This window comes from Pseudarthrobacter sp. W1I19, assembly GCF_030817835.1.
Classification (GTDB): Bacteria; Actinomycetota; Actinomycetes; order Actinomycetales; family Micrococcaceae; genus Arthrobacter.
Window position 1 is genome coordinate 2229694 of sequence record NZ_JAUSZR010000001.1, and the last position, 24410, is coordinate 2254103.

20 protein-coding genes are annotated in these 24410 nt (G+C 66.0%); 8 read left to right on the plus strand and 12 right to left on the minus strand.

Translation table 11 applies throughout. The features are described from left to right. Nucleotides 1-45 precede the first annotated feature (45 nt). Nucleotides 46-816: an ABC transporter permease gene (locus QF038_RS10565; RefSeq protein ID WP_307613445.1), complete on the plus strand. Its 771-nt coding sequence runs from the start codon at nucleotides 46-48 to the stop codon at nucleotides 814-816. Between the two features lie 7 nt (nucleotides 817-823). Beyond that, the gene (locus tag QF038_RS10570; RefSeq protein WP_307610098.1) at nucleotides 824-1768 is read left to right on the plus strand and encodes a heme A synthase; all 945 of its coding nucleotides are present in this window, start codon (nucleotides 824-826) and stop codon (nucleotides 1766-1768) included. An 83-nt stretch (nucleotides 1769-1851) separates the two neighbouring features. Here the strand turns inward: QF038_RS10570 and QF038_RS10575 are convergent, their stop codons facing one another. Together QF038_RS10575 and QF038_RS10580 are read right to left on the minus strand one after the other, a co-directional pair. Then, on the minus strand, nucleotides 1852-4185 hold the full coding sequence (locus QF038_RS10575) for a bifunctional SulP family inorganic anion transporter/carbonic anhydrase (protein WP_307610099.1): 2334 nt from the start codon (nucleotides 4183-4185) through the stop codon (nucleotides 1852-1854). Nucleotides 4186-4481: 296 nt separating this feature from the next. After that, complete coding sequence (locus tag QF038_RS10580; protein ID WP_091418936.1) at nucleotides 4482-5438, minus strand: heme o synthase; 957 nt, start codon at nucleotides 5436-5438, stop codon at nucleotides 4482-4484. A 543-nt stretch (nucleotides 5439-5981) separates the two neighbouring features. Between QF038_RS10580 and tkt the strand changes: the two genes are divergently transcribed. The 6 genes from tkt to pgl are packed head-to-tail and all read left to right on the plus strand — an operon-like array spanning nucleotide 5982 to nucleotide 14215. Continuing rightward, nucleotides 5982-8099 carry a transketolase gene (gene tkt / locus QF038_RS10585; RefSeq protein ID WP_307613446.1) on the plus strand — a complete coding sequence of 706 codons (2118 nt, stop codon included), beginning with the start codon at nucleotides 5982-5984 and terminating at the stop codon, nucleotides 8097-8099. 27 nt (nucleotides 8100-8126) lie between these two features. Then, nucleotides 8127-9242, plus strand: coding sequence for a transaldolase (gene tal / locus QF038_RS10590; protein ID WP_307610100.1), 1116 nt, complete (start codon nucleotides 8127-8129; stop codon nucleotides 9240-9242). A gap of 6 nt (nucleotides 9243-9248) precedes the next feature. After that, nucleotides 9249-10883 (plus strand): glucose-6-phosphate isomerase, encoded by a 1635-nt coding sequence (locus tag QF038_RS10595; protein WP_307610101.1) that lies wholly within the window; start codon nucleotides 9249-9251, stop codon nucleotides 10881-10883. Nucleotides 10884-10897: 14 nt separating this feature from the next. After that, the gene (zwf, locus tag QF038_RS10600; protein ID WP_307610102.1) at nucleotides 10898-12469 is read left to right on the plus strand and encodes a glucose-6-phosphate dehydrogenase; all 1572 of its coding nucleotides are present in this window, start codon (nucleotides 10898-10900) and stop codon (nucleotides 12467-12469) included. Beyond that, the gene (locus QF038_RS10605; protein WP_307610103.1) at nucleotides 12466-13407 is read left to right on the plus strand and encodes a glucose-6-phosphate dehydrogenase assembly protein OpcA; all 942 of its coding nucleotides are present in this window, start codon (nucleotides 12466-12468) and stop codon (nucleotides 13405-13407) included. Before zwf ends, QF038_RS10605 begins: the two co-directional genes overlap by 4 nt. Beyond that, nucleotides 13397-14215 (plus strand): 6-phosphogluconolactonase, encoded by an 819-nt coding sequence (gene pgl / locus QF038_RS10610; protein ID WP_307610104.1) that lies wholly within the window; start codon nucleotides 13397-13399, stop codon nucleotides 14213-14215. The genes QF038_RS10605 and pgl overlap by 11 nt, the downstream gene beginning before the upstream one ends. Here pgl and QF038_RS10615 read toward each other — a convergent pair. The 10 genes from QF038_RS10615 to uvrC form a co-directional block, all read right to left on the minus strand. After that, complete coding sequence (locus QF038_RS10615) at nucleotides 14168-14560, minus strand: RNA polymerase-binding protein RbpA (protein WP_307610105.1); 393 nt, start codon at nucleotides 14558-14560, stop codon at nucleotides 14168-14170. The genes pgl and QF038_RS10615 overlap by 48 nt on opposite strands. A gap of 113 nt (nucleotides 14561-14673) precedes the next feature. After that, nucleotides 14674-14931, minus strand: a complete 258-nt coding sequence (gene secG, locus QF038_RS10620) for a preprotein translocase subunit SecG (protein ID WP_050055341.1) — start codon at nucleotides 14929-14931, stop codon at nucleotides 14674-14676. Nucleotides 14932-14981: 50 nt separating this feature from the next. Beyond that, a complete protein-coding gene (gene tpiA / locus QF038_RS10625) occupies nucleotides 14982-15797 on the minus strand; it encodes a triose-phosphate isomerase (RefSeq protein ID WP_307610106.1) in 816 nt (271 codons plus the stop codon). Between the two features lie 131 nt (nucleotides 15798-15928). Continuing rightward, nucleotides 15929-17155, minus strand: coding sequence for a phosphoglycerate kinase (gene pgk, locus QF038_RS10630; protein ID WP_307610107.1), 1227 nt, complete (start codon nucleotides 17153-17155; stop codon nucleotides 15929-15931). Between the two features lie 10 nt (nucleotides 17156-17165). Beyond that, nucleotides 17166-18176, minus strand: a complete 1011-nt coding sequence (gene gap, locus QF038_RS10635; protein WP_050055344.1) for a type I glyceraldehyde-3-phosphate dehydrogenase — start codon at nucleotides 18174-18176, stop codon at nucleotides 17166-17168. A gap of 261 nt (nucleotides 18177-18437) precedes the next feature. After that, nucleotides 18438-19064 carry a superoxide dismutase gene (locus tag QF038_RS10640; protein ID WP_307610108.1) on the minus strand — a complete coding sequence of 209 codons (627 nt, stop codon included), beginning with the start codon at nucleotides 19062-19064 and terminating at the stop codon, nucleotides 18438-18440. A gap of 99 nt (nucleotides 19065-19163) precedes the next feature. Then, a complete protein-coding gene (whiA, locus tag QF038_RS10645; RefSeq protein WP_050055346.1) occupies nucleotides 19164-20144 on the minus strand; it encodes a DNA-binding protein WhiA in 981 nt (326 codons plus the stop codon). Between the two features lie 9 nt (nucleotides 20145-20153). Then, nucleotides 20154-21170: a uridine diphosphate-N-acetylglucosamine-binding protein YvcK gene (gene yvcK, locus QF038_RS10650; protein WP_307610109.1), complete on the minus strand. Its 1017-nt coding sequence runs from the start codon at nucleotides 21168-21170 to the stop codon at nucleotides 20154-20156. Continuing rightward, the gene (gene rapZ, locus QF038_RS10655; RefSeq protein WP_050055348.1) at nucleotides 21170-22093 is read right to left on the minus strand and encodes an RNase adapter RapZ; all 924 of its coding nucleotides are present in this window, start codon (nucleotides 22091-22093) and stop codon (nucleotides 21170-21172) included. Before rapZ ends, yvcK begins: the two co-directional genes overlap by 1 nt. Before the next feature lie 169 nt (nucleotides 22094-22262). After that, entirely contained in the window at nucleotides 22263-24335 is a 2073-nt protein-coding gene (gene uvrC / locus QF038_RS10660) for an excinuclease ABC subunit UvrC (protein ID WP_307610110.1), read from the minus strand. Nucleotides 24336-24410: the final 75 nt, after the last annotated feature.

Below are 24410 nucleotides of genomic sequence, written 5' to 3' on the forward strand. Positions count from 1 at the left end.
GGGACAGCCTCCGGCGCCGCTTCCGCTGATGCCGGCAGTGCACCGATGGCCGCGCTGGGCGGAGTGTCCGGATCCCAGCGGCCTGCCTCGTTGCTGCAGCGGGTGCTGCTGCAGGGCAGATACGAGGCCCTTGCCATGCTCCGCAACGGCGAGCAACTCATCCTGGCGGTGGTGTTGCCGCTCCTGGCATTGGTTGGCCTGACCGTGACGCCGTTCCTCGACGGGATGGGCGGCAGCCGCGTCGATGTTGCCGTACCGGGCATCCTGGCGCTGTGCGCCATGTCCACCGCGTTCACCGGCCAGGGCATCGCCACCGGCTTCGACCGCCGCTACGGCGTCCTCCGCTTCCTGTCCACCACACCATTGGGCCGCGCTGGACTGATCGCCGGCAAGGCACTTTCGGTCCTCGCCGTGCTCTGCCTCCAGGTCGCCGTCGTCAGTGCAGTGGCTTTTGCCCTGGGCTGGCGGCCCGAGGCAGCCGGCTGGCTGCCTGGCCTGTTTCTCCTGGCTCTGGGTGCCGCTGCTTTTACCGCGCTGGGTCTGCTGGTGGCCGGGACGGTCCGGCCGGAAGCGACACTGGCCATCACCAACCTGCTGTGGATCCTCCTGGGCGCCTTGGGGGGAATTGTCATCCCGGCCGAACGGCTGCCCGCCGGCCCGCAGTCAGTGGTGCACTTCCTGCCTTCCGGCGCCCTGGGTGAATCCCTGCGCGAAGCTTTCCTCAGTGGCACGCTCAACGGCGCCGCCGCCCTTATCCTGCTGCTTTGGGCCGTCATCGCCGGGGCAGCTGCCATCCGTTGGTTCAAGTGGAATTGAGATATCCGTGAGCACGGCGTCACGCCTCCCCCAGTTCGTAAACCGCCTGTCATCCCGGCTGCCGCGCACCGTGGACGTCAGGGTGCGGCGCCTTGCCGTTGCTTCGCTCATTGGGCAGACCCTCCTGGTGGTAACCGGCGGGGCCGTTCGGCTGACGGCGTCCGGCCTTGGCTGCCCCACATGGCCGCGCTGTACCGACACCTCCCTGGTGAACACTCCCGAGATGGGCATCCACGGCTTCATCGAATTCGGCAACCGGCTCCTTACGTTTGCCCTGGCAGCCGTGGCCGCCCTGATGCTGGTTTATCTTTGGAACCTGCGCAAAGAGCGGCGCGATCTCTTCCTGCTGGCCCTTGGCCTCCTGGCCAGCATCCCGGCGCAGGCCATTATCGGCGGCATCACGGTGCTCACGAACCTTAATCCCTGGGTGGTGGGCCTGCACTTCCTGGTGTCGATGGCGCTGGTGGTGTTTGCCACGCTGCTGGTCAACCGGTCCTTCGGCCGGACTGGCCGGTTCCTGGCCGCCCGGCACCCGGCACTGCCGGGGATCATGCGGCCGGTGACGGCCGCCGTCGCACTCTTTTCAGCTATTGCCGTAATGCTCGGGGTGGTGGTCACGGGAGCAGGACCGCACGCCGGCGACGCCGATGCTCCCCGCAACGGCCTGGACTGGGACCTGTTCTCCCACATCCACGCCGTGCCCGCGTACCTGGTGACTGCGGGAACCGCCGTCGCACTGGCGCTCGTGATCCTGCGCCGGATCCCGGGGCCCTTCCGGACCGCGGTGCTGGGACTCCTTGGCGTGACCGTCCTGCAGGCGATCATCGGTTTCACCCAGTACTACAACGGCATTCCGGCCCTCCTGGTGGCTGCCCACATGCTCGGCGCCGCGCTGCTGATGGTGGCCTCAACCAACGCCTGGGATCTCGCCAAAGCCAGCCCGGTGGAGTAGTTTCGCGCCGCAATAAAGAATGCCCCCGGTTCGGTTCGAACCGGGGGCATTGCTGCGCTAGCCGCAGATGTAAGCCTTGACAGTCACCGGATAAGCACCGGCGCAGCAGCTTTTGCGGCAGCCTGGGCAGGATCGAGGAACCGGATACCGCCCGGCTCCACCAGCAGCACGCGGGCCGTGGCGATGTCATAGAACAGGCCGGTTGCCTGCACCCTGCCGGCGGCGAGTGCAGGGCCAACCGCAGGGTGGCGCTCCAGCTTGCGCAACTGGACGGCGACATTCACCATGGCCAATTGGTCCACCTGGTTGTAGCCGGCAGCCCCGGCGGCCAGCGCCACGGGATGGTGGGCAAGTTCGCGGTAGCTGGGCCGCGCGTGGTTGAGCCAGGCATCGAAGCCCGCGCCGAGCGGAGCGTTGCCGTTCCCCGTGGCGTCCTCGATCAGTGCTTTCATCGCACCGCAGTTGGAGTGCCCGCCGATGACGATCGAATGCACGTTGAGGCCCTTGACCGCGAAGGACAGGGCCGAGTCGATCGAGGCATCCTGGCCTTCGTGGCACACCACGTTGCCGATGTTCCGCAGGGTCAGGAGATCGCCCGGGCCGCTGCTGGTGATCAGGTTGGGGTTGACCCGGGAATCCACGCAGGCAACGAACAACGTGTCCGGATCCTGGCCGTCCGTTAGGTCCTGCACCAGGGGCTTGACTTGGTCGGCGAAGCGCCGGTGGTATTTGTTAATCCCCTGCAGGAGAGACCCGAGCGGACCGTCCTCATGACCGGCTGAATCCACCACTCCATTTCCTGACGGACCGGCGGACTGCCAGGACGTCCTGGGCGGAAGCGGAAATTCCCGGGCTTCCTGCCGCTGTGGGGTCCGGTGTGCCGCGTCCTGGAAGAGGGTGTTTCCGTGTTCTTCAAGGCGGACGGAACCGCCGGCCGCTTCGTGCTGCTTCTGCCAGGCGATCAGGGCTTCGCGGAAGGCGTGGTCTACATAGTCTGCGTTCAGTTCCACCACAACGGCCGTTCCCTCGGGAACCGGGTGGAGGATGTGGTTCAGCCGCGGCAAGGCGAAGAAGCTGCATGACCCGGCGATGGTGACCCGCCAGAGGTCCGACGGCGAGACTGGCTGGTGTGCGTGGATTGCCACGCGGAGCACGCGCCACAGCACGCTGGCCGCGGCCAGCGCCAGCCCGATCATGACGCCTTCGAGGAGATTCAGGAACACCACGCAAAGGAGGGTCACCACATAGATCAGGAGGTCGCCCGTGCGCAGGCTGGTGCGGATATCGGCAACCTTGATGAGGCGGGCGCCAATGACCACCAGCAGGCCGGCCAGTACGGACAGCGGAATCAGCTGGATCAGTCCGGCGAAGATAGCAGAGAAGGCCAGGACCCATACGCCATGCAGGACCGCAGATGCGCAGCTGGCGGCGCCGGCCTCCACGTTCGTGGCGCTACGGACAATCACCCCGGTCACCGGCAGGCCGCCCAGGGAACCGGAAACGATATTGGCCGCTCCCTGGCCCACGAGCTCGCGGTTGAGGTTGGTGCGCGCCCCGGTGTGCATCTTGTCGACGGCAACCGCGGAAAGCAGCGACTCGATGCTGGCGATCAGGGCCATGGAGATGACGGCGAAGGCGACGGCACGCCAGTTGCCCTCGGGCAGCTGCGGCAACGCAACGGCATCGAAAATGGAGCCTTCAAAGGAGATGCGCTGGACGGCCGGGGCGAAAGCAACCGAAAGCGCGGTGCCGGCAGCGACGGCGGCCAACGGCCCGGGAATGCGGCGAACTGCTGCTGGAAGATACTTCCAGCCCAGGAGGATGCCGACCACGGTAAGCCCCAGCAGGGCTGCGTGCAGCTCGACGTTGATAATGGCCGCGGGCAGCGCGCCCAGGTTCTCCAGCGCCGAGCCGGCCGGTTCGGCGCCCAGCAGAACCTGGATCTGCTGCAGGATGATGGTGATGCCGATGCCGGCGAGCATCGCCTTCACCACCACGGGCGAGACGGCCAGCGCGGCACGTCCCACGCGGCTGATGCCCAGCAGCAGCTGGACGACGCCGGCCGCAGCGGTGATGGCGCAGGTCACCTGCCAGCCGAACTCCTGGACCAGCCCGGCCACAACGACGGTGAGTCCGGCAGCGGGTCCGCTTACCTGGAGCGGGGATCCGCCCAAGCTGCCGGCAATGATGCCGCCAATGGCGGCTGCGATCAGCCCCGCCATGATGGGCGCCCCGGATGCTGCGGCTATGCCAAGGGAAAGCGGAAGGGCAACAAGGAACACCACCAGAGAGGCCGGGATATCGTTGCCGAGATGCTTGAGGAAGCCGGGCCGCCGGAATCTACTGGCGCCCTTTCCTGGGGCTGGCGGGCTGTGGACAGCAGTGGGGACGGTGGATGGATCGGGCGCCTGTGCCATGGATTTCCTTTGCTCGCGGGCAGGATCCATCCCACAGTAACCAGACCATCACAGTCGCTGACATGAAACGTGACGGATATGACAAACTTGTCAACCTGTTGAAAACAGTACGACTATTCGGGGAACTTGATGGGAGTGCTGGTCGTTGCGATCCGGCAAAACAGCGCGCCAGGCAAGGGGAGGAGGCGCGAATGAGTGCGCGTTGGGGGCCGGCGTGGTTAAAAGACGCCGGTGGTTGAGCCTGTCGAAATCAGGGTTTCGACAGGCTCAACCACCGGAGCGAGGACCGTGTACCGTCAGCCGGCCATGACCGCCTGGCCGATGAACGGGTCAACCGCCAGGGCGATGAAGAGCAGGGTGAGGTAGCTGATGGAGCCGTGGAAGACCTTCATGGCGCGCTTGTCCGAGATGTCCTCGCGCTGGGCCCGGTTATAGAGGGAGTGTGATTCGTACAGGAACCATGCGCCGGCCAGGACAGCCGTGACGGTGTAGACCCAGCCTGCTCCGCCTGCGGGAACCATGAGCAACGAGCATGCAACCATGGCCCACGCATAGAGGACCACCTGGACCGAGACCACCTTGGCGCCGGCGATGGCGCCGAGCATGGGGACGTTGGCGTTGCGGTAGTCCTCGCCATACCGCATGGACAGCGGCCAGTAATGCGGTGGGGTCCAGAGGAAGATCACCATAAAGAGGATCACGGCGGGCCATTCCACCGAGTTGGTGACGGCGGCCCAGGCGATCAGGACGGGAAAGCAGCCGGCCGCGCCGCCCCACACGATGTTCTGCGCGGTGCGCCGCTTGAGAATGATCGTGTAGATCACCACATAGAAGAAGATGGCGCCCAGTCCGAGCCAGGCGGACAGCGGGTTGGCCCCGAACCACAGGATGGCGATGGCGGCCGCCCCGAGGAGCCACGAGAAGACCAGGGCTTCACGAGGAGTGACCTCACCGGTAACCAGCGGCCGGTTCTCGGTGCGGTGCATCAGCTTGTCGATGTCGCGGTCGATGTAGCAGTTGAAGGCTCCTGCGCTGCCTGCGGCGAACGCACCGCCCACCAGGGTGGCCAGGATCAGCCCGATGGAGGGAAAGCCGCGCTCGGCATAGATCATGGTGGGCAGGGTACTGACCAGCAGCAGTTCGATCACGCGGGGCTTGGTGAGGGCGAGATACGCCTTTGCTTTACGGGCAATCCCGGCGCTTGTCCGGGATGCGTTCAGCGGCGTATCTGTTGTGCTCACGGTGGCAGTCACCCGTTCTGTTGGCAGTTCTGTCTGGCTGTCCAGCTGTGTCGTGCGGCCCTGCCCGTCCGGGCGCCGGCGGAACCATTATCAGGTGATCCGCGCGCCGTGGCCGGGAGTCCCCGGGCGGCCATAAAGGTCTGCAACCCGGCGCTGGCCTCCAAATATCATACCGTGCCGCTCCCCTCCCAACGGTCCGTCATGCAGCCGCGGCAATCGTCCCGGAATTGGTGCTGGTGATTGCGCGCGCACCGATTCGAGCAGATTAACTCAACCTCACTTCAGGAGGATTCATATAAGCGGAAATTGCGTCCACAACGTGAGATTTGGGCCGCCCGGAGAATGGAATCGAGCTAAGCTGTCAAACAGATCAGCACGCAGCAGGAAGCAGTGGAAAACGCATTCCCGGTCTGGCCAGTGGCTGAATGAAAGATCAACGTTTCGATGGTGAACGGCTGGTACACACCGCAGCGGGCGCCACACGGCGCGCCTTCAAACGGACCCGGTGTACCGCCTGCCATCAGCATAGAGAGGGGCCCGGTTTTCGTGCCACATTTGGAAGAGCAAGAACTGTCTTGGACCAACCTGGACCAGCGCGCGGTGGATACCATCCGCGTTCTGGCCGCAGACGCGGTGGAGAAGGTGGGCAACGGCCACCCCGGAACCGCCATGAGCCTGGCGCCGGCCGCGTACCTTCTCTTCCAGAAGCTGATGCGCCACGATCCGCGCAACCCGGAGTGGCTGGGACGTGACCGTTTTGTCCTGTCCCCGGGCCACACCTCCCTCACCCTCTACATCCAGCTGTTCCTTTCCGGTTACGGCCTGGAGCTGAAGGACCTCGAGGCGCTGCGGACCTGGGGTTCACTGACCCCGGGCCACCCTGAGTACAAGCACACCGCGGGTGTGGAGATCACCACCGGCCCGCTGGGCCAGGGCCTGGCGTCCTCGGTTGGCTTCGCGTACTCCCAGCGCCGCCAGCGCGGACTGTTCGACGCCGACGCCGCCCCGGGGACCAGCCCGTTCGACCACACCATCTGGGTGATTGCTTCCGACGGCGACCTGCAGGAAGGCGTCACGTCCGAGGCGTCCTCGCTGGCCGGCCACCAGGAACTGGGCAACCTTGTTGTTGTCTACGACGAGAACCACATCTCCATCGAGGACGACACCGACATCGCCTTCACCGAAGATGTCCTGAAGCGCTACGAGGCTTACGGCTGGCACGTCCAGCGTGTGGACTGGACCAAGACCGGCGAATACAAGGAAGACGTGCAGGAGCTCTACTCCGCGCTCCTAGCGGCCAAGGCTGAAACGTCCAAGCCCTCCATCGTTTCGCTGCGCACCATCATCGGCTACCCGGCCCCCAAGAAGCAGAACACGGGCAAGATCCACGGCTCTGCCCTCGGTGCCGAGGAAGTCGCAGCGCTTAAAGAGGTCCTGGGCTTCGATCCCGCCAAGTCCTTTGACGTGGACCAGGACGTCCTGGCCCACGCCCGCGCCGTGGTGGACCGCGGTGCCGCCGCCCGCAAGGAATGGGAAGAGTCCTTCAACGCCTGGCAGGCAGCCAACCCCGAGGGCGCGGCCCTGCTGCAGCGCATCGAGGCCAAGGAACTTCCCGAAGGCCTGGACGCCGCGCTTCCGGTCTTCCCCGCCGGCAAGGACGTCTCAACCCGCGCCGCATCCGGCAAGGTCCTGAACGCACTGGGCCCGGTCCTGCCCGAACTGTGGGGCGGTTCCGCCGACCTCGCCGAGTCCAACAACACCACCATCGAAGGCTCGCCGTCGTTCGTTCCCGCCTCCAAGCAGACGGACGCCTGGAAGGGCAACCCCTACGGCCGGGTCCTGCACTTCGGTATCCGCGAACACGCCGCGGCCTCGATCGTGAACGGCATCAGCCTGCACGGCCGGACCCGCGCGTTCTCGGGCACGTTCCTGATCTTCAGTGACTACCAGCGCCCCGCGATCCGCCTCGGCGCCCTGATGGGTGTCCCGTCCCTGTACGTCTGGACGCACGACTCCATCGGACTGGGCGAAGACGGCCCCACCCACCAGCCGGTGGAGCAGCTTGCCTCGCTGCGCGCCATCGTGGGCCTGGACGTGGTCCGGCCCGGTGACGCCAACGAAGTGGCTGTTGCCTGGAAGACCATGCTGGAGAACCACGGCAACCCCGCCGGCATTGTGCTGACCCGCCAGAACATCCCCACCTGGGAGCGCGGCGAAGGCCAGGCCGACGGCGACACCTTCGGTTCCGTTGCCGGCGTCGCCAAGGGCGGGTACGTCCTGGCCGAAGCGGCCAAGGACGGTGCCACCGTTCCGGCCGACGTGATCCTGATCGCCACCGGGTCCGAGGTCCAGCTGGCCGTCCAGGCCCGCGAAGCCCTGCAGGCCGAAGGCATCGCCGCCCGCGTCGTCTCCATGCCGTGCGTTGAATGGTTCAACAAGCAGGACGCCGCCTACCGCGAGTCCGTGCTGCCCGCGGCCGTCAAGGCCCGCGTATCCGTTGAAGCAGGACTTGCCTTGGGCTGGAAGGAATTCGTCGGCGACGCCGGCCGTTCCGTCAGCCTAGAGCACTACGGCGCTTCCGCCGACTACAAGCGCCTCTTCCAGGAGTTCGGCATCACCGCGGAAGCAGTTGCTGCCGCTGCCAAAGACTCCCTCGCCGCCGCCCAGGCCTAATAACCGATTTCTGAGGAGATAAACACTATGACTACTCCCACACAGCAGCTCTCCGAGGCCGGAGTTTCCATCTGGCTCGATGACCTTTCCCGCGGACGCCTCGAAACCGGCACCCTGCGCAAGCTCATCGAAGAGAAGAACGTGGTTGGCGTGACCACCAACCCGTCCATCTTCCACGCCGCCATCACGGCCGGCACGGATTACGACGCCACCATCGCCGCCCAGGCAGCAGCCGGGGCCAGCGTCGAGGACACCATCTTCGAGATCACCACCACCGACGTCGCCGACGCCTGCGATCTCTTCGCCCCCGTGGCAGCAGCCACCAAGGGCGTTGACGGCCGCGTGTCCATCGAAGTTGACCCGCGCCTGGCCTGGGACACCGCCGGCACCATCGCCGAAGCGAAGCACCTCTACAAGAAGGTCAACAAGGACAACGTCCACATCAAGATCCCGGCCACGCTTGAAGGTCTGGAGGCAATCACCGCCACCCTGGCCGAGGGCATCAGCGTCAACGTGACGCTGATCTTCTCGCTGGAGCGCTACCGCGCCGTCATCAACGCCTTCCAGGCCGGCCTGGAGCAGGCCAAGGAAAACGGCCACGATCTTTCAAAGATCCACTCCGTGGCATCCTTCTTCGTTTCCCGCGTGGACACCGAGATCGACAAGCGCCTGGACGCCATCGGCACCGATGAAGCCAAGGCCCTCAAGGGCAAGGCCGGCGTCGCCAACGCCCGCCTCGCCTACCAGGTCTACGAAGAGCTCTTCGCCACCGAGCGCTGGGCCCTGCTGGCCGAAGCCGGTGCACTCCCCCAGCGCCCGCTGTGGGCCTCCACCGGTGTCAAGGACCCGGCCTACCCGGACACCCTCTACGTCACCGAGCTCGTTGCCCCCGGCGTGGTGAACACCATGCCCGAGAAGACGCTGGACGCCACGTTCGACCACGGCGTGGTCACCGGCGACACCATCACCGGCAACTACGCCGAAGCCAACGCCACCCTCGACGCGCTCGAGAAGCTCGGCATCTCCTACAACGACGTCGTCGCAATCCTCGAATCAGAAGGCCTGGACAAGTTCGTGGCCAGCTGGAAGGAACTGCTCGGCGACGTCGAGGGCGCCCTGGCCTCTGCACGGAAGGCTTCCTAACCAACAATGAGCACACTCAGCTACGAAGCCACCGGTGCCGCACAGCAGGCACTCGAACAGCACCTTCCCGCACTGGTGGAGGACCGGATCGCCACCCGGATCTTCGCGAAGGACCACACCCTGTGGGGTCCCGACGCCGAGTCCGAGTCCGCGATCCGCCTCGGCTGGGTTGAGGCGGCCACCGTCTCGCAGCCGCAGGTGTTGGAGATCCTGGAACTGCGCGACGCCCTCCGGGCCGAGGGGGTGAACCGCATCGTGCTTTGCGGCATGGGCGGATCCTCGCTGGCTCCGGAGGTCATCGCCGGAACCGCCGGCGTCGAGCTGACTGTGCTGGACAGCACAGACCCGGACCAGGTCCGTGCTGCCCTGGCGGACCGGTTGGAAGAGACCGCCATCGTGGTCTCCTCCAAGTCCGGTTCCACCGTTGAGACTGATTCCCAGCGGCGGGTTTTCGAAAAGGCGTTCAACGACGCCGGGATCGATGCCGCGAGCCGGATCATCATCGTCACCGACCCGGGCTCCCCGCTGGACAAGGCTTCCCGCGAGGCTGGCTACCGGGCCGTCTTCAACGCCGACCCCAACGTGGGCGGCCGCTTCTCCGCGCTGACCGCGTTCGGCCTGGTGCCTTCGGGCTTAGCCGGCGTGGACATCCAGGCGTTCCTGGATGAGGCCGAGGAAGCTGCCGAGGTCCTCAATGAGGATGCTCCCGAGAACATCGGCTTGGCACTGGGAACCGCGCTGGGCGGGACCAGCCCGCTGCGCAACAAGATCGTCATCGCCGAGGACGGTTCGGGCATTGTGGGCTTCGCCGACTGGGCTGAGCAGCTGATCGCGGAGTCCACGGGCAAGCTGGGCACCGGCGTCCTGCCGGTGGTGGCGGGCCCTTCTTCACCTGAGGTGACCTCGGGCGCGCCGGATGTCCTGGTGGTGCGGCTGGTGGCCGCGGATGCCGACGTCGAACTCGGTGAGAACCAGGTTGCCATCGCCGGCGGCCTGGCCGCGCAGATGATGGTCTGGGAGTTCGCCACGGCCGTGGCCGGGCGCCTGCTGGGGATCAACCCGTTCGACCAGCCGGACGTGGAGGCCGCCAAGGTGGCCGCCCGCGGCCTGCTGGATGCGCAGCCCGAGCCCACGCCGGCAGCTTTCGTTGATGGTGCCATCGAGGTCCGCGGCGGCGACTGGCTGGGCGATGCTGCCACCGCAGAGGGCGCGGTCAAGGCGCTGCTGGACACGCTTGAGGCGGACAGCTACCTCAGTGTCCAGGCCTACTTTGACCGGCTGGCGTTCGCGCAGCTGGAAGGCGTCCGCGACGAGCTCGCGGCCGTCACCGGCCGTCCCGTGACGTTCGGGTGGGGACCCCGGTTCCTGCACTCCACCGGCCAGTTCCACAAGGGCGGCCCTGCAATCGGCGTATTCCTGCAGGTCACCGCTGCTTCGGCGGAGGACCTTGCCATCCCGGAGCGTCCTTTCACCTTCGGGAAACTTATAGCCGCGCAGGCTGCGGGCGATGCCCAGGTCCTCAGCGATCACGGACGTCCCGTGCTCCGCCTGCACCTGACGAACCGGGCTGCCGGTGTGGCACAGTTGCAGGACATCATTGCTGCGCTGTCCGCCAGGTCAGCCTCCGTCACCGAAAGCTAAGGCACAAAAGCAACATGCCAGAAACTGAATACGGCAGGTCGCCCGGGACGCGTCCCGGCAAAACGCTGCGCAATCCGCTCCGGGACCCCCGCGACCGCCGTTTGAACCGGATCGCTGGTCCGTCCTCGTTGGTGCTCTTCGGAGTCACCGGCGACCTGGCCCGCAAGAAGCTCATGCCCGCCGTGTATGACCTCGCCAACCGCGGGCTGCTGCCGCCGAGCTTTGCCTTGGTGGGCTTTGGGCGGCGGGAGTGGACTGATGAGGATTTCGCCAGCCAGGTGAAGGCTTCCGTCCAGGCCTACGCGCGCACACCGTTTGATGAAGCGGTGTGGAACCAGCTGTCCGAGGGCATCCGTTTTGTCCAGGGCGAGTTCGACGACGACGGCGCGTTTGAGCGTCTGGGTGAGACCATCAAGGAACTCGATGATGTCCGTGGCACCCGCGGGAACCACGCGTTCTATTTGTCGATCCCGCCGAAGGCGTTCGAGCAGGTCTGCCGGCAGCTGTCCAAGCACGGCCTGGCGCAGGCCGAGGGGGACAAGTGGCGGCGCGTGGTGATCGAGAAGCCGTTCGGGCACGACCTTGAGTCGGCCCGGAAGCTGAACGACATCGTGGAATCGGTGTTCCCGCAGGATGCCGTGTTCCGGATCGATCACTACCTGGGCAAGGAAACGGTCCAGAATATCCTCGCGCTGCGGTTCGCGAACCAGCTGTTCGAGCCGTTGTGGAACGCGAACTACGTGGACCATGTCCAGATCACCATGGCCGAGGACATCGGCACCGGCGGCCGGGCAGGGTATTACGACGGCGTCGGCGCCGCGAGGGACGTGATCCAGAACCACCTGCTCCAGTTGCTGGCGCTGACCGCGATGGAGGAGCCCATCTCCTTCAACGCCGATGACCTGCGCGCGGAGAAGGAAAAGGTCCTCGCCGCCGTCAAGCTCCCCGAGGACCTGTCCACGCACTCCGCGCGGGGCCAGTTCACCGGCGGCTGGCAGGGCGGCGAACAGGTCCAGGGCTACCTGGAGGAAGAGGGCATCCCGGCCGATTCCACCACCGAAACGTTCGCAGCGATCCGGGTGGACATCCACACCCGCCGCTGGTCCGGTGTACCGTTCTACCTGCGCGCCGGCAAGCGCCTGGGCCGGCGCGTGACCGAGATCGCGGTGGTGTTCAAGCGTGCACCCAACCTGTTGTTCCGTGACCACGGGGAGGATGACTTCGGCCAGAACGCCGTGGTGATCCGGGTCCAGCCCGACGAGGGCGTGACCATCCGGTTCGGGTCCAAGGTCCCGGGCACGCAGATGGAAGTCCGGGACGTGACGATGGACTTCGGCTACGGCCACTCGTTCACCGAGTCCAGCCCCGAGGCGTATGAGCGGCTGATCCTGGACGTGCTCCTGGGCGAGCCGCCGTTGTTCCCGCGGCATGAGGAAGTGGAGCTGTCCTGGAAGATCCTTGACCCGTTCGAGGACTACTGGGCCACCCTGGACGAACAGCCCGAACCCTACGCCCCCGGCTCCTGGGGCCCGGCCAGTGCCGATGAGCTGCTGGCCCGCGACGGAAGAACCTGGAGAAGGCCATGATTGTAGACCTGCCGGACACCACCACCTCCAACGTTTCCAAGAAGCTCATGGCCCTGCGTGAGCAGGGCGGCGTGATCGCCCTGGGCCGGGTGCTCACCCTCGTGGTGGTCACCAAGTCCGGTCTTGAGGAGGAAGCGATCGAGGCGGCCAACGATGCCAGCCGGGAACACCCCTGCCGGATCATCGTCCTGGCCGACGCCGGAGCGGACGCCGAGGACCGGCTGGATGCCCAGATCCGGGTGGGCGGTGACGCCGGCGCCTCCGAGGTGATCGTGCTGCGCGGCTACGGCCAGCTCGCCCACGAGTCCGAGTCCCTCGTGGCCGCGCTGCTCCTGCCGGACGCGCCGATCGTGGCCTGGTGGCCGCACGGCGCCCCGGAGAACGCGTGCGAAACCTCCATCGGGCGGATCGCGCACCGCCGGATCACCGACTCCGCCAACGAACCGGACCCACAGGCGGCATTGGCGCGGATCCATAAAACCTACCGGGCCGGCGACACGGACCTGGCCTGGACCCGCCTGACCAACTGGCGGATCCAGCTCGCGGCGGCCCTCGACGAAGTGGACTCCTCGCCGGTGACTGCTGTCGCCGTCGAGGGTGCCTCGGACTCCCCGTCCACCATCCTCCTCGCGGCGTGGCTCACCCTCGCCCTGGAAGCACCGGTGACCATCGTGGCGGACCCCGCCGGGACGGGCATCCGGCGCGTCCGGCTGTCCCGCCCCGGCGGCGACGTCCAGCTCTTCCGCCCGGGACTGTCCGTGGCCGAGCTGACCCAGCCGGGCCAGCCCGCCCAGCGGATCACGCTGCCGCGGCGCAGCCTCCGCGACTGCCTGGCCGAGGAGCTGCGACGCCTGGACCCGGACGAAGTCTTCGGCGAAGTGATTACTATGGGACTGCCACGAACCAATCTAAGGAGCGTCCGACCCAGTGAGCGTTGAGCCAAGAGTAAGCATCCATCCTGATTCGTCGGTGCTGATGGCAGCCATTGCGGCCCGCCTGATTACCAAGCTTGTTGATGTGCAGGACAAGTACGGTGAAGCTACCGTGGTGCTGACCGGCGGCACGGTGGGCATTGGCACGCTGAAGGCTGTTGCTGACTCTCCGGCTGCTCCCGCAGTCAACTGGTCGAAGGTCAATTTCTGGTGGGGAGACGAGCGGTTCGTCGCCTCAACCGATGCTGACCGCAACACCAGGCAGGCGTACGATGCGTTGCTCGCGCACATCCCGGTAGACCCTGAGCGGATCCACGAGCCTGGTTCCTCGGACCACTTCGACAGCCCGGAGGAGGCCGCGGAGGACTACGCGCGCCGCCTGCGGGAGGCGGCGGCTGAAGAGCACGCGGCCGACATGTCCGATGACCGGCCGGAGGAGCCCTCCGCGCTCCCCCGCCTGGACGTTGTCCTGCTGGGTGTGGGACCGGACGCGCACATCGCGTCACTCTTCCCCGAGCAGGCCGGCATCCGGGAGAAAACCCGCACGGTGGTGGGCGTCCGCAATTCGCCCAAGCCACCGCCCCTGCGCGTGTCCCTCACGCTGCCGGCGATCAATACGGCTGCCGAGGTTTGGATGGTGGTGGCCGGCGAGGACAAGGCCGGCGCTGTGGGGCTGGCCTTGGCCGGCGCCAATCCCGTCCAGGTTCCGGCTGCCGGTCCGCGTGGTACGTCGCGGACCCTGTGGCTTATCGACGAAAACGCCGCCTCACGCGTCCCGCATCAGCTCGTCCGGAAGGACGCTGCGGGCGCGTAGCTTTTCCAGCGCTCCAGCCAGGAGGTCTTCGGCGTCCTGGCTGGAGCGCCGCTCTTTAACGTATTCCAGGTGGCTCTTGTAGCCGTCCTCGAGGATGTCCGTGTCGGCAAGCGCCACGCCGTCCCGGGCTGCAGCCGTCCCGCAGCGCCGGCAGTCCCACACCACCGGGATCTGCTCCTCGGGGAGTTTCAGGAAGACCAGCTGCGTTTCGTGTCCTTTCGCGCACAGGTACGAGATGCGTATGCGGGGAAGCTCATTCCTTTGGGCCCCCGTCTCCAGGCTGGTCCCTGTTCCCGCCGTTGCACCCGCGCGGGTGCCCCGGAAACCTGATGTTGGATGAATCATCGAGACTCCTGCCTGTGTTAAACAGAACTGTGGCTGCCGGAGAACCGACAGCCACAGTTTAGTTCGCGGACCGGCGCCGCGGCAGTGCCCGCGCCGAACCTTTTAGGCAGGAATCAGGAGTCGCCGCTGCCGGTGAAGCGCATGATCAGTCCCAGGGCGATGATCACGATGCCCCAAGTAACGCCGAGGATGATGGTGAACCGGTTCAGGTTGCGCTCTGCCACGCCTGAGGAGCTCAAGCCAGAACTCATGCCGCCACCGAACATGTCGGACAGTCCCCCGCCCCGTCCTTTGTGGAGGAGGATCAGCAACGTCAGCAGGAGGCTGGTGATGCCAAGGAGGATCTGCAGAATGACATGAAGAACGTCCACGACGGCCTTTCAGAAAGTTGGAATGACGGGAGTGTGCGCGGCGGGACGGACTAGTCCGTCACCAGGTGACTCTCGAACCTGACAATATTAGCAAACTCGGCCGGATCGAGGCTTGCGCCGCCTACCAGCAGGCCGTCTACATCGCGTTCCTTCAGGATGGCGGCGGCGTTGTTGGCCTTGACCGAACCGCCGTACAGGAGGCGCGTCTTGGCAGCAGTTGCGGCATCGAACAGGGACTCAAGCTCGGCGCGGATGGCGGCGCACATTTCCTGTGCGTCCGCCGGTCCTGCAACCTCGCCCGTTCCGATGGCCCACACGGGCTCGTAGGCCACCACCAGTTCGGCGGCCTGCTCGGGGCTCAGCCCGGCGACACCGGCGCGGAGCTGGGCAAGGGTGTGCTCGACGTGCGTTCCGGCCTGGCGGATCTCCAGGCCTTCGCCCACGCAGAGCACGGGAACGAGGTTGTGCTTGAAGGCAGCCTTGACCTTGGCATTGAGGACGTCGTCAGACTCGTTGTGGATGGTCCGCCGCTCACTGTGGCCCACCAGGACGTACTTGCAGCCCAGCTTGTTCAGGAACTGGCCGGAGATGTCACCGGTGTAGGCGCCGGAATCGAACTGGGAAAGGTCCTGGCCGCCGTAGGCAACATCCAGGTCGTCGCCCTGGACCAGGGTCTGCACGCCGCGGAGATCGGTGAACGGGGGGAAGACAGCAACCTCCACCCGGCTGTAGTCGTGCTTGGCATCCGAGAGGGTCCAGGCAAGTTTCTGCAGGAGGGTGATGCCCTGGACGTGGTCCATGTTCATTTTCCAGTTGCCCGCGATGAAGGGCTTGCGGTCAAAAGCGCCGTTCGTTGACGATGTCACGTGTTCTCCAAAAAAGTCTGAATAAGTGTTCGGCCGGCAGGCTGCCGCGAGGCAACCTGCCGGCCGGAGGACGTCCGGTACTGGTACCGGACACTGTTGCTACCGGACGCTGTTATTACCGGACACTGTTGCTACCGGTTCAGGACGCTGAGCCCCGGGAGTTCCTTGCCTTCGAGGTATTCCAGGCTGGCACCGCCACCGGTGGAAATGTGGCCGAACTGGTCATCGGCGAACCCGAGGGTGCGGACTGCGGCGGCTGAGTCGCCACCTCCCACAACGGTGAAGGCTCCGGTTTCGGTGAGGGCCTGCGCGATGGCTCGGGTACCGGCGGAGAACGCCTCGAATTCGAAGACACCCATGGGCCCGTTCCAGAAGACGGTCTTGGCACCCTTGATCCGCTCGGCGAAAGCGGCTGCCGAGTCGGGTCCGATGTCCAGGCCGATGCCCTGCTCACCGAAGCTGCTGCCCTCGATGGCGTCGGCGGCAACGGTCTCGTGGACGGCGTCGGCGGCGAACTTCTCCGCCACCACCACGTCCGTGGGCACCACAAATTCGGTGCCGGCGTCCGCTGCGCGCTTCAGGTAGTCCTGGACTTCGGGGATCTGGTCTTCTTCCAGCAGGCTGGAGCCAACCTTGTGCCCGGCCGCGGCAAGGAACGTGAACAGCATGCCGCCGCCCACCAGGATGGTGTCTGCCTTGCCGAGCAGGTTGTCGATAACGGCCAGCTTGTCCGAGACCTTGGACCCGCCGAGCACCACCACGTAGGGGCGCTGGGTGTCCGCGGTGAGCTTGCGCAGGACCTCCACCTCGGTATGAACGAGGTCGCCGAGGTACGACGGCAGCCGGGTGGCGACGTCGTAGACGCTTGCGTGCTTGCGGTGCACGGCACCGAAGGCGTCGTCCACGTAGGCTCCGATATCACCTGTCAGGGCCACCAGCTCGTCAGCGAAGGCGCCGCGCTCGGCGTCGTCCTTGCTGGTTTCGCGGGCATCGAAGCGCACGTTCTCCAGGACCAGCACTTCACCGTCCTGGAGGGAGGAAGCAGCTTCCTTGGCGGAGCTGCCCACGGTGTCTGCGGCCAGCGTGACCTTGAAGCCGGCCAGTTCAGCCAGGCGGGTCACTGCAGGGCGCAGGGAGTACTTTTCCTCCGGGGCGCCCTTGGGGCGGCCGAGGTGGGCTGTTACCAGCACGCGGGCACCGGCGTCCGTGAGCTTTCGCAGGACTGGCAGTGAGGCCTTGATCCGGCCGTCGTCAGTCACTGTAGAGCCGTCGAGCGGCACATTCAGGTCACTTCGAACCAGAATGTACCGCCCGCGGACACCTTCAGCGATCAGTTCGTTGAGGGTGTTAGATGTCATGTGTCTAACCCTAGCCCAGCTTGGACGCGACAAGCTCCGTAAGGTCAACGAGCCGGTTGGAGTAGCCCCATTCGTTGTCGTACCAGGAAACAACCTTGACCTGGTTGCCGATCACCTTGGTGAGGCCGGAGTCGAAGATGGACGAGGCGGGGTCGCCGACGATGTCGGAGGAGACGATGGGCTCGTCCGTGTAGGTCAGGAAGCCCTGCAGTTCCTCGGATTCGGCGGCGCGCTTGAGGGCGGCGTTGACTTCCTCCACGGTGGTCTCGCGGGAGACGGTGACGGTGAGGTCGGTGGCGGAGCCGGTGGGGACGGGAACGCGGATGGCGTAGCCGTCCAGCTTGCCCTTGAGCTCGGGCAGGACCAGGCCGATAGCCTTGGCGGCACCCGTGGACGTGGGGACCATGTTGACGGCTGCGGCGCGTGCACGGCGCAGGTCCTTGTGCGGGCCGTCCTGCAGGTTCTGGTCTGCGGTGTAGGCGTGGACGGTGGTCATGAGGCCGCGCTCGATGCCGAACTCGTCGTTGACCACCTTGGCCAGCGGGCCAAGGCAGTTGGTGGTGCAGGACGCGTTGGAGATGATGTGGTGCGTCGCGTTGTCGTAAAGGTTGTGGTTAACACCCATCACGATGGTGATGTCCTCATCCGATGCCGGGGCGGAGATCAGGACCTTCTTGGCGCCGGCGTCGATGTGCTTCTGCGCATCGGCGGCCTTGGTGAAGAAGCCGGTGGATTCGATCACGATGTCCACGCCCAGCTCGCCCCACGGGAGGTTGGCGGGATCGCGCTCTGCCAGGACCTTGACGACGTTGCCGTTGACGACGATGTTGCCGTCCTTGACCTCGATGGTTTCCTTCAGGCGGCCGCCTACGGAGTCGTACTTGAACAGGTGGGCGAGGGCCTCCGGGCTGGTGAGGTCGTTGACTGCAACGATCTCCAGGTCCGCGCCCTGTGCCAGGGCTGCGCGGAAGTAGTTGCGGCCAATACGGCCAAAGCCGTTGATACCAATACGGGTCGTCACTTTTTCAGTCTCCTTGGTGCTTTGAGAAGCACAACTAGTTGAGCGGGCGTTCAAGCCAACTAACAGATCCCGCACGCCATTGGGCAGAGATGATTTACAGATGGAGGGCGACCAGCCTCATTGCTGAAGGCTAACCGCCTTCCGTGACCTATCTTACGTTTAACTGGGTCCGCCCCCGCAAGTGCGGGGGCGGACGGTCCACATTGCGGTTGGTTTAAGTCCGAATGTGAAGTTTGTTACAGGCGCGTGCAGCGCTGATCACTACGGGAGCGTGATGAGCCCCGTGGCGTTGGTGCGTGCAGCCTCGAAGCGCTTGGCGACATCGGCCCAGTTCACGATGTTCCAGAAGGCCTTGACGTAGTCGGCCTTGACGTTGACGTAGTCCAGGTAGAAGGCGTGCTCCCACATGTCCAGCATCAGCAGCGGGGTGGTGCCCAGTGCGGTGTTGCCCTGCTGGTCGTACAGCTGCTCGATGACCAGGTTCCCGCCGATGGGCTCGTAGGCCAGGAAGCCCCAGCCGGAACCCTGCAGGCCGAGTGCGGCTGCGGAGAACTGGGCACGGAAGGCATCGAAGGAACCGAAAGCGTCATCGATGGCCGCGGCCAGCTCGCCTTCGGGCTTGTCGCCGCCGTCCGGGGAGAGGTTGTTCCAGAAGACGGAGTGGTTCACGTGCCCGCCGGTGTGGAACGCGAGGTCCTTCGAGAGCCGGTTGATGTTCGCGAAGTCGCCCTTCTCACGGGCTTCGGCCAGCTGGGCCAGGGCGTTGTTGGCGCCGGCCACGTAAGCGGCGTGGTGCTTGCTGTGGTGCAGCTCCATGATCCGCGCTGAAATGTGCGGCTCCAGGGCAGCGTAGTCGTAGCTGAGTTCAGGCAGTACGTACTCGGTCACAAAATCCTCCATCATCGTGGACACTCGGTCCGGTTGGTACATCTCGGATTGTGCATCCGGGCATCTGGCACCCGGAATCTTTTTGATTCTATGGGCCTGTTACTCGTCCAGCATTTCAGGCGTCACATTGGCGTCGGTTCCGGGGATGCCCAGGTCAAGGGCACGTTTGTCCGCCATGGCAAGCAGCCGCCGGATCCTTCCCGCGATGGCGTCCTTGGTCATCACCGGATCCGCCAGGCGGCCCAGTTCGTCCAGGCTGGCCTGCTTGTGCGCCACCCGCAGTTCGCCGGCGTACTTCAGGTGCTCGGGGACGTCGTCGCCAAGGATTTCCAGCGCCCTGTCCACGCGCGCGCCGGCGGCCACGGCGGCCTGGGCTGAACGGCGCAGGTTGGCGTCGTCGAAGTTGGCGAGCCGGTTGGCCGTTGCCCGGACTTCCTTGCGCATCCGGCGCTCCTCCCACACCATCAGGGCGTCGTGGGCACCCATGCGGGTAAGGAGGGCTGCGATGGTGTCGCCGTCCCGGATGACCACGCGGTCCACTCCCCTGACCTCGCGTGCCTTCGCCTGGATGTCAAGCCGGCGGGCCGCGCCAACCAGTGCCAGCGCCGATTCCGGGCCGGGGCAGGTGACCTCCAGCGAGGAGGACCGCCCGGGCTCCGTGAGCGAGCCGTGGGCCAGGAACGCGCCGCGCCAGACCGCTTCGGCATCGGCTGCGGATCCGTTGACGACGGCGGAGGGCAGCCCCCGCACGGGGCGGCCGCGGCCGTCGAGGAGACCCGTCTGCCGGGCCAGCGCCTCGCCGTCGCGCACCACCCGGACCACGTAGCGGCTGGCGCGCCGCAGTCCCCCGGCCGAGACGACGATGATTTCGCTTTGGTGTCCGTAAACTTCTGCGATGGCCGCGCGCAGGCGGCGGGCCGTGGAGGCCAGGTCCACTTCGGCTTCGATCACGATCCGGCCGGAGATGATGTGGAGCCCGCCGGCGAAGCGCAGCATTGCTGAGACTTCCGCCTTCCGGACTGATGACTTCTTGATGTCCAGACGGGAAAGTTCTTCCTTGACTGATGCTGTCAGTGCCATGGCACCTTCCTAACTGTTCCCGAAAATGTCGTGGTACGCCGTGGCCAGACGGAGGGGGTCATGGACGGGGCGGCGGCCCGACGCCCCTACTTTACCCAAGACCACCTCGGCTCCGATCATCGCGGCGGCCTTCTCGAACTCCGGCAGGTCGGGAACCGAGGCGGGGTCGGCCAGGACAACATCAACGCTGAAGTCCGGGGCGTAGCGCCGCAGGACGTGGAGGTGGTCGGCGGCCGTCATGCCCGAGGTTTCCTTTGTGTCCGTGGCCAGGTTCATGGTCAGGAGGCGTTTGGCCGGGGTGTGGCACAGCGCCTGGCGCATCTCGGGGAGCAGCAGGTGCGGCAGGACGGACGTGTACCAGGAGCCGGGGCCCAGGATCACCCAGTCCGCCAGTTCGATGGCCGAAAGTGCTTCAACGCAGGCGGGGGCCGCTTCGGGCAGCAGCCGCACCGCTTCCAGGGACCCTGCAACGGCGCAGCGCGCCTGGCCGTGGATCGTCTGGAGCTGCGAGGTGCCGTCCGCCGCGGTGACCCGGACATCGCCTTCGATGGTCAACGGCTCGGTGGACATGGGCAGGACCTGGCCGCGGGCACCGAGCAGCGCCCCCGCCCACCGCAGCCCCGCGACTGCGTCACCGAGCAGTTCCCACAGGGTGACAATCAGCAGGTTGCCGGTTGCGTGGTCGTCCAGGGAGCCGCCCGGTCCCTTGCCAGGACGGAAGCGGTGCTGCATCACATCCCGCCACGTGCGGCCCCAGTCCGTGTCGTCGCACAAGGCGGACAAGGCCATCCGCAGATCCCCGGGCGGGAGGACGCCGTACTCGTCGCGCAGACGTCCTGAAGATCCGCCGTCGTCCGCTACCGTGACGATCGCGGTGAGCTCGCTGGTGAGCAGGCGCAGCGCCGAGAGGGAGGCCGACAGGCCGTGGCCGCCGCCGAGTGCAACAACATTGCGCCCTTTGTCCTGCTGGTTGGACGCCGTTCCGGCAGGCGGAACCAGCGGCAGGGCCCCGGTGAACAGCGACATTACTCGCGGCCCAGGTCCCGGTGCGTGGTGGTCACGGTGACCCGCGGGAACTGGGCCAGCTTCTTGGACAGTTCGACGGCGACCGCCACCGAACGGTGTTTCCCGCCGGTGCAGCCCACGGCGATGGTGGCATAGTGCTTGTTCTCGCGGCGGTAGCCGTCCAGGACCGGTTCCAGCGCCATCACGTAGCGGTCCACAAAGTTCTTGACACCTTCGGCTTCGAGGACGTAGTCGCTGACGTCCTTGTCCAGGCCGGTGTGCGGGCGCAGCTGGGGCACCCAGTGCGGGTTGGGAATGAACCTGACGTCCGCCACATAGTTGGCATCGACTGGCAGCCCGTACTTGAAGCCGAAGCTCATGATGTTCAGCCGCAGGGCCACGGGGCCGGTCTCGCTGAAGAGCTCCGTGATGGCGGTGGCCAGGCCGTGGACGTTGTAGCCCGACGTGTCCAGCACGACGTCGGAGCTGTCGCGAAGTTCCTGCAGCAGCTCCCGTTCGGCAGCGATGCCGTCGAGGATCCGGCCGCCGCCCTGGAGCGGATGGGGCCGGCGGCCCTGCTCGAAGCGGCGGACCAGCACGTTGTCGCTGGCGTCAAGGAAGAGGACGCGGAAGGTGACGCCGCTGGCCGCCAGTGCTCCCAGCGCCGCTCGGATGTCCGCGAAAAGACCCTTGCTGCGCACGTCGATGACCACGGCCAGCCGCGGAATGGACTGCGGGGCGTGCGAGACAAGCTCGGCAAGCGTGCCCAGCATCTGGGGCGGCAGGTTCTCCACGACATACCAGCCGTGGTCCTCCAGCGCGTCAGCAGCCGTGCTCCGCCCCGCTCCGGACATCCCGGTGACCACCAGCAGTTCCGCTTCGAGCGGCTTGACGGGCTGCATCCCGTCTTCGCCTGCTCCGGATTCCGCCGTTGTGTCTGCCATTAAGTCCGCCCCGTTTCTTCAGTTGCCTGGTGGGGGCGGCCCGCGTTGGCCCGCACCCCTCCCCAACCCTAGCTAAGAATCGGTGGAGTCCGCTAAGTTTGAGCGGACGTGGCCGGATTTTGGTTAATCCTCTTGAGTTTTGCGCATTCCGGCGTGCCGGTGGCCTCCGTCAGCCCTCGATGACTTCACCGGTGGTCATGTTGATGGCCGGCACCGGCGATGCTTCCGGTCCGCTTCCCGAGAAGTGGTTCACGATGGCGCTGGCCAGGGCAGGACCGATGCCCTTCGCTTCCGAGAGTTCGGCCGCCGACGCTGCCTTGACGCCTTTGACCGATCCGAAGTGCGCCAGGAGTGCCTTCCGTTTGGAGGCGCCCAGTCCCGGCACGCCATCCAGGGCGGAAACGGTCATGGCCTTTCCACGCTTTTGCCGGTGGAAGGAGATGGCGAACCTGTGGGCCTCGTCGCGGATCCGCTGCAGCAGGTACAGGCCCTGGGACGTCCGGGGCAGGATCACGGGGAAGTCGCTGTCCGGCAGCCAGACTTCCTCCAGCCGTTTGGCCAGGCCCACCACGTACACGTCATCAATTCCGAGGTCTTCGAGTGCGCGTGCCGCCGCATTGACCTGGGGCTTGCCGCCGTCCACCACCACGAGGTTGGGCGGATAGGCGAACTTGGCCCGGGGAGCCGGTGTGGTGGTGTCCAGCAGGGCGCTGTCCTCCCGGACGGCTGCCTGCAACGGTTCTGTCTGGCCGGGTTCTGCCTGGACCAGTTCCGTCGCTGCAGCGTCTGCGTCGTCGGATGCCTCGCCGGCGTTGAGGACGGATTCGTCCACCTGGGCCGACTTGTCCTTCAGGTAGTGCCGGAACCGTCGGGTCAGGACGTCATGCATGGCTGCAGTGTCATCGGACGCCGCGGCCCCGGTGATGGAAAACTTCCGGTAATCGGACTTCTTGGGCAGCCCGTCCTCCACCACCACCATGGAGGCCACCACGTTGGTGCCCTGCACGTGCGATACGTCAAAGCATTCGATGCGCAGCAGCGGCACGGGCAGGTCCAGGGCCTCCTGGAGTTCCTGCAGCGCCTGGGACCTGACGGTGAGATCACCCGCTCGGCGGGTCTTGTGGAGCTTGAGGGCATGTTCGGCGTTTTCGCGGACCGTGGACATCAGCGCGGCTTTGTCCCCGCGTTGCGGCACCCGGATGTCCACCTTGGCGCCGCGCATTCCGCTGAGCCATACCGTGAGCTCCGCCTCATTGCTGGGCGCGACGGGCACCAGCACTTCCCGTGGCAGCCTCCCATGGCTCTGGTCCTCATCCCCGTACACCTGCTGCAGGAGGTGCTCCACTAAATCGGGAGTGGTGGAATCCTCCACCTTCTCCACCACCCAGCCACGCTGGCCGCGGATCCGGCCGCCCCGAACATGGAATACCTGGACGGCGGCTTCCAGTTCGTCTTCGTGCAGGGCAAAGACGTCTGCGTCGGTGTCTTCTGCGAGGACCACCGCGTTGCGCTCGAAGACCTTTCGAAGCGCGCTGATGTCATCGCGCAGCCGTGCCGCCCGCTCGTAGTTCAGCTCGGACACGGCTTCGGCCATCTGCTTTTCCAGTTTGCTGATAAAGCGTTTGGCTTCACCGCCCATAAAAGCGCAGAAATCCTCCGCGAGGGCCCTGTGGTCATCGGGCGAAATCCTGCTGACGCAGGGCGCGGCGCACTTATCGATGTAGCCCAGCAGGCAGGGCCGGCCGCTGGCCTCTGCGCGCTTGAACACGCCCGCGCTGCAGCTGCGGACCGGAAAGACGCGGAGGAGGGTGTCCATGGTTTCCCGGATGGCACCGGCGGTGTACGGACCGAAGTAGCGCGTGCCCTTTTTCTTGTCTCCGCGCATCACCTGCACCCGGGGATACTTTTCGCCCATGGTCACGGCAAGGTAGGGGTAGGTCTTGTCGTCCCGGAAGACAACGTTGAACCGGGGCTTGAATTCCTTGATCCACGTATATTCCAGCTGCAGCGACTCCAGCTCGCTGCCCACCACTGTCCATTCCACACTGCTGGCCGCATGGACCATGGCATAGGTCTTGGGCAGGAGCCCGGCCGGGTTGGCGAAGTACGAGTTCAACCGGGACCGGAGGCTTTTGGCCTTGCCCACGTAGATGACCCGTCCGTTCGGGTCACGGAACCGGTACACCCCGGGATTGGTGGGGATCTCGCCCGTTTGGGGCCGGTAACTTGCTGGATTTGCCACCTATCCAGTCTACTGAGGCACGCAGGGTGCAATCGCCTGCAGGGCCCGGGAGGTTGTGCCGGGCACGCACGGCCG

Excerpts from the sequence above, each read along its gene's own strand:
- QF038_RS10565 (WP_307613445.1), top strand. The coding sequence starts at position 46 with ATGGCCGCGCTGGGCGGAGTGTCCGGATCCCAGCGGCCTGCCTCGTTG.
- QF038_RS10575 (WP_307610099.1), bottom strand. The coding sequence starts at position 4,185 with ATGGCACAGGCGCCCGATCCATCCACCGTCCCCACTGCTGTCCACAGC.
- tal (WP_307610100.1), top strand. The coding sequence starts at position 8,127 with ATGACTACTCCCACACAGCAGCTCTCCGAGGCCGGAGTTTCCATCTGG.
- QF038_RS10595 (WP_307610101.1), top strand. The coding sequence starts at position 9,249 with ATGAGCACACTCAGCTACGAAGCCACCGGTGCCGCACAGCAGGCACTC.
- zwf (WP_307610102.1), top strand. The coding sequence starts at position 10,898 with ATGCCAGAAACTGAATACGGCAGGTCGCCCGGGACGCGTCCCGGCAAA.
- QF038_RS10605 (WP_307610103.1), top strand. The coding sequence starts at position 12,466 with ATGATTGTAGACCTGCCGGACACCACCACCTCCAACGTTTCCAAGAAG.
- QF038_RS10615 (WP_307610105.1), bottom strand. The coding sequence starts at position 14,560 with ATGATTCATCCAACATCAGGTTTCCGGGGCACCCGCGCGGGTGCAACG.
- pgk (WP_307610107.1), bottom strand. The coding sequence starts at position 17,155 with ATGACATCTAACACCCTCAACGAACTGATCGCTGAAGGTGTCCGCGGG.
- whiA (WP_050055346.1), bottom strand. The coding sequence starts at position 20,144 with ATGGCACTGACAGCATCAGTCAAGGAAGAACTTTCCCGTCTGGACATC.
- yvcK (WP_307610109.1), bottom strand. The coding sequence starts at position 21,170 with ATGTCGCTGTTCACCGGGGCCCTGCCGCTGGTTCCGCCTGCCGGAACG.
- rapZ (WP_050055348.1), bottom strand. The coding sequence starts at position 22,093 with ATGGCAGACACAACGGCGGAATCCGGAGCAGGCGAAGACGGGATGCAG.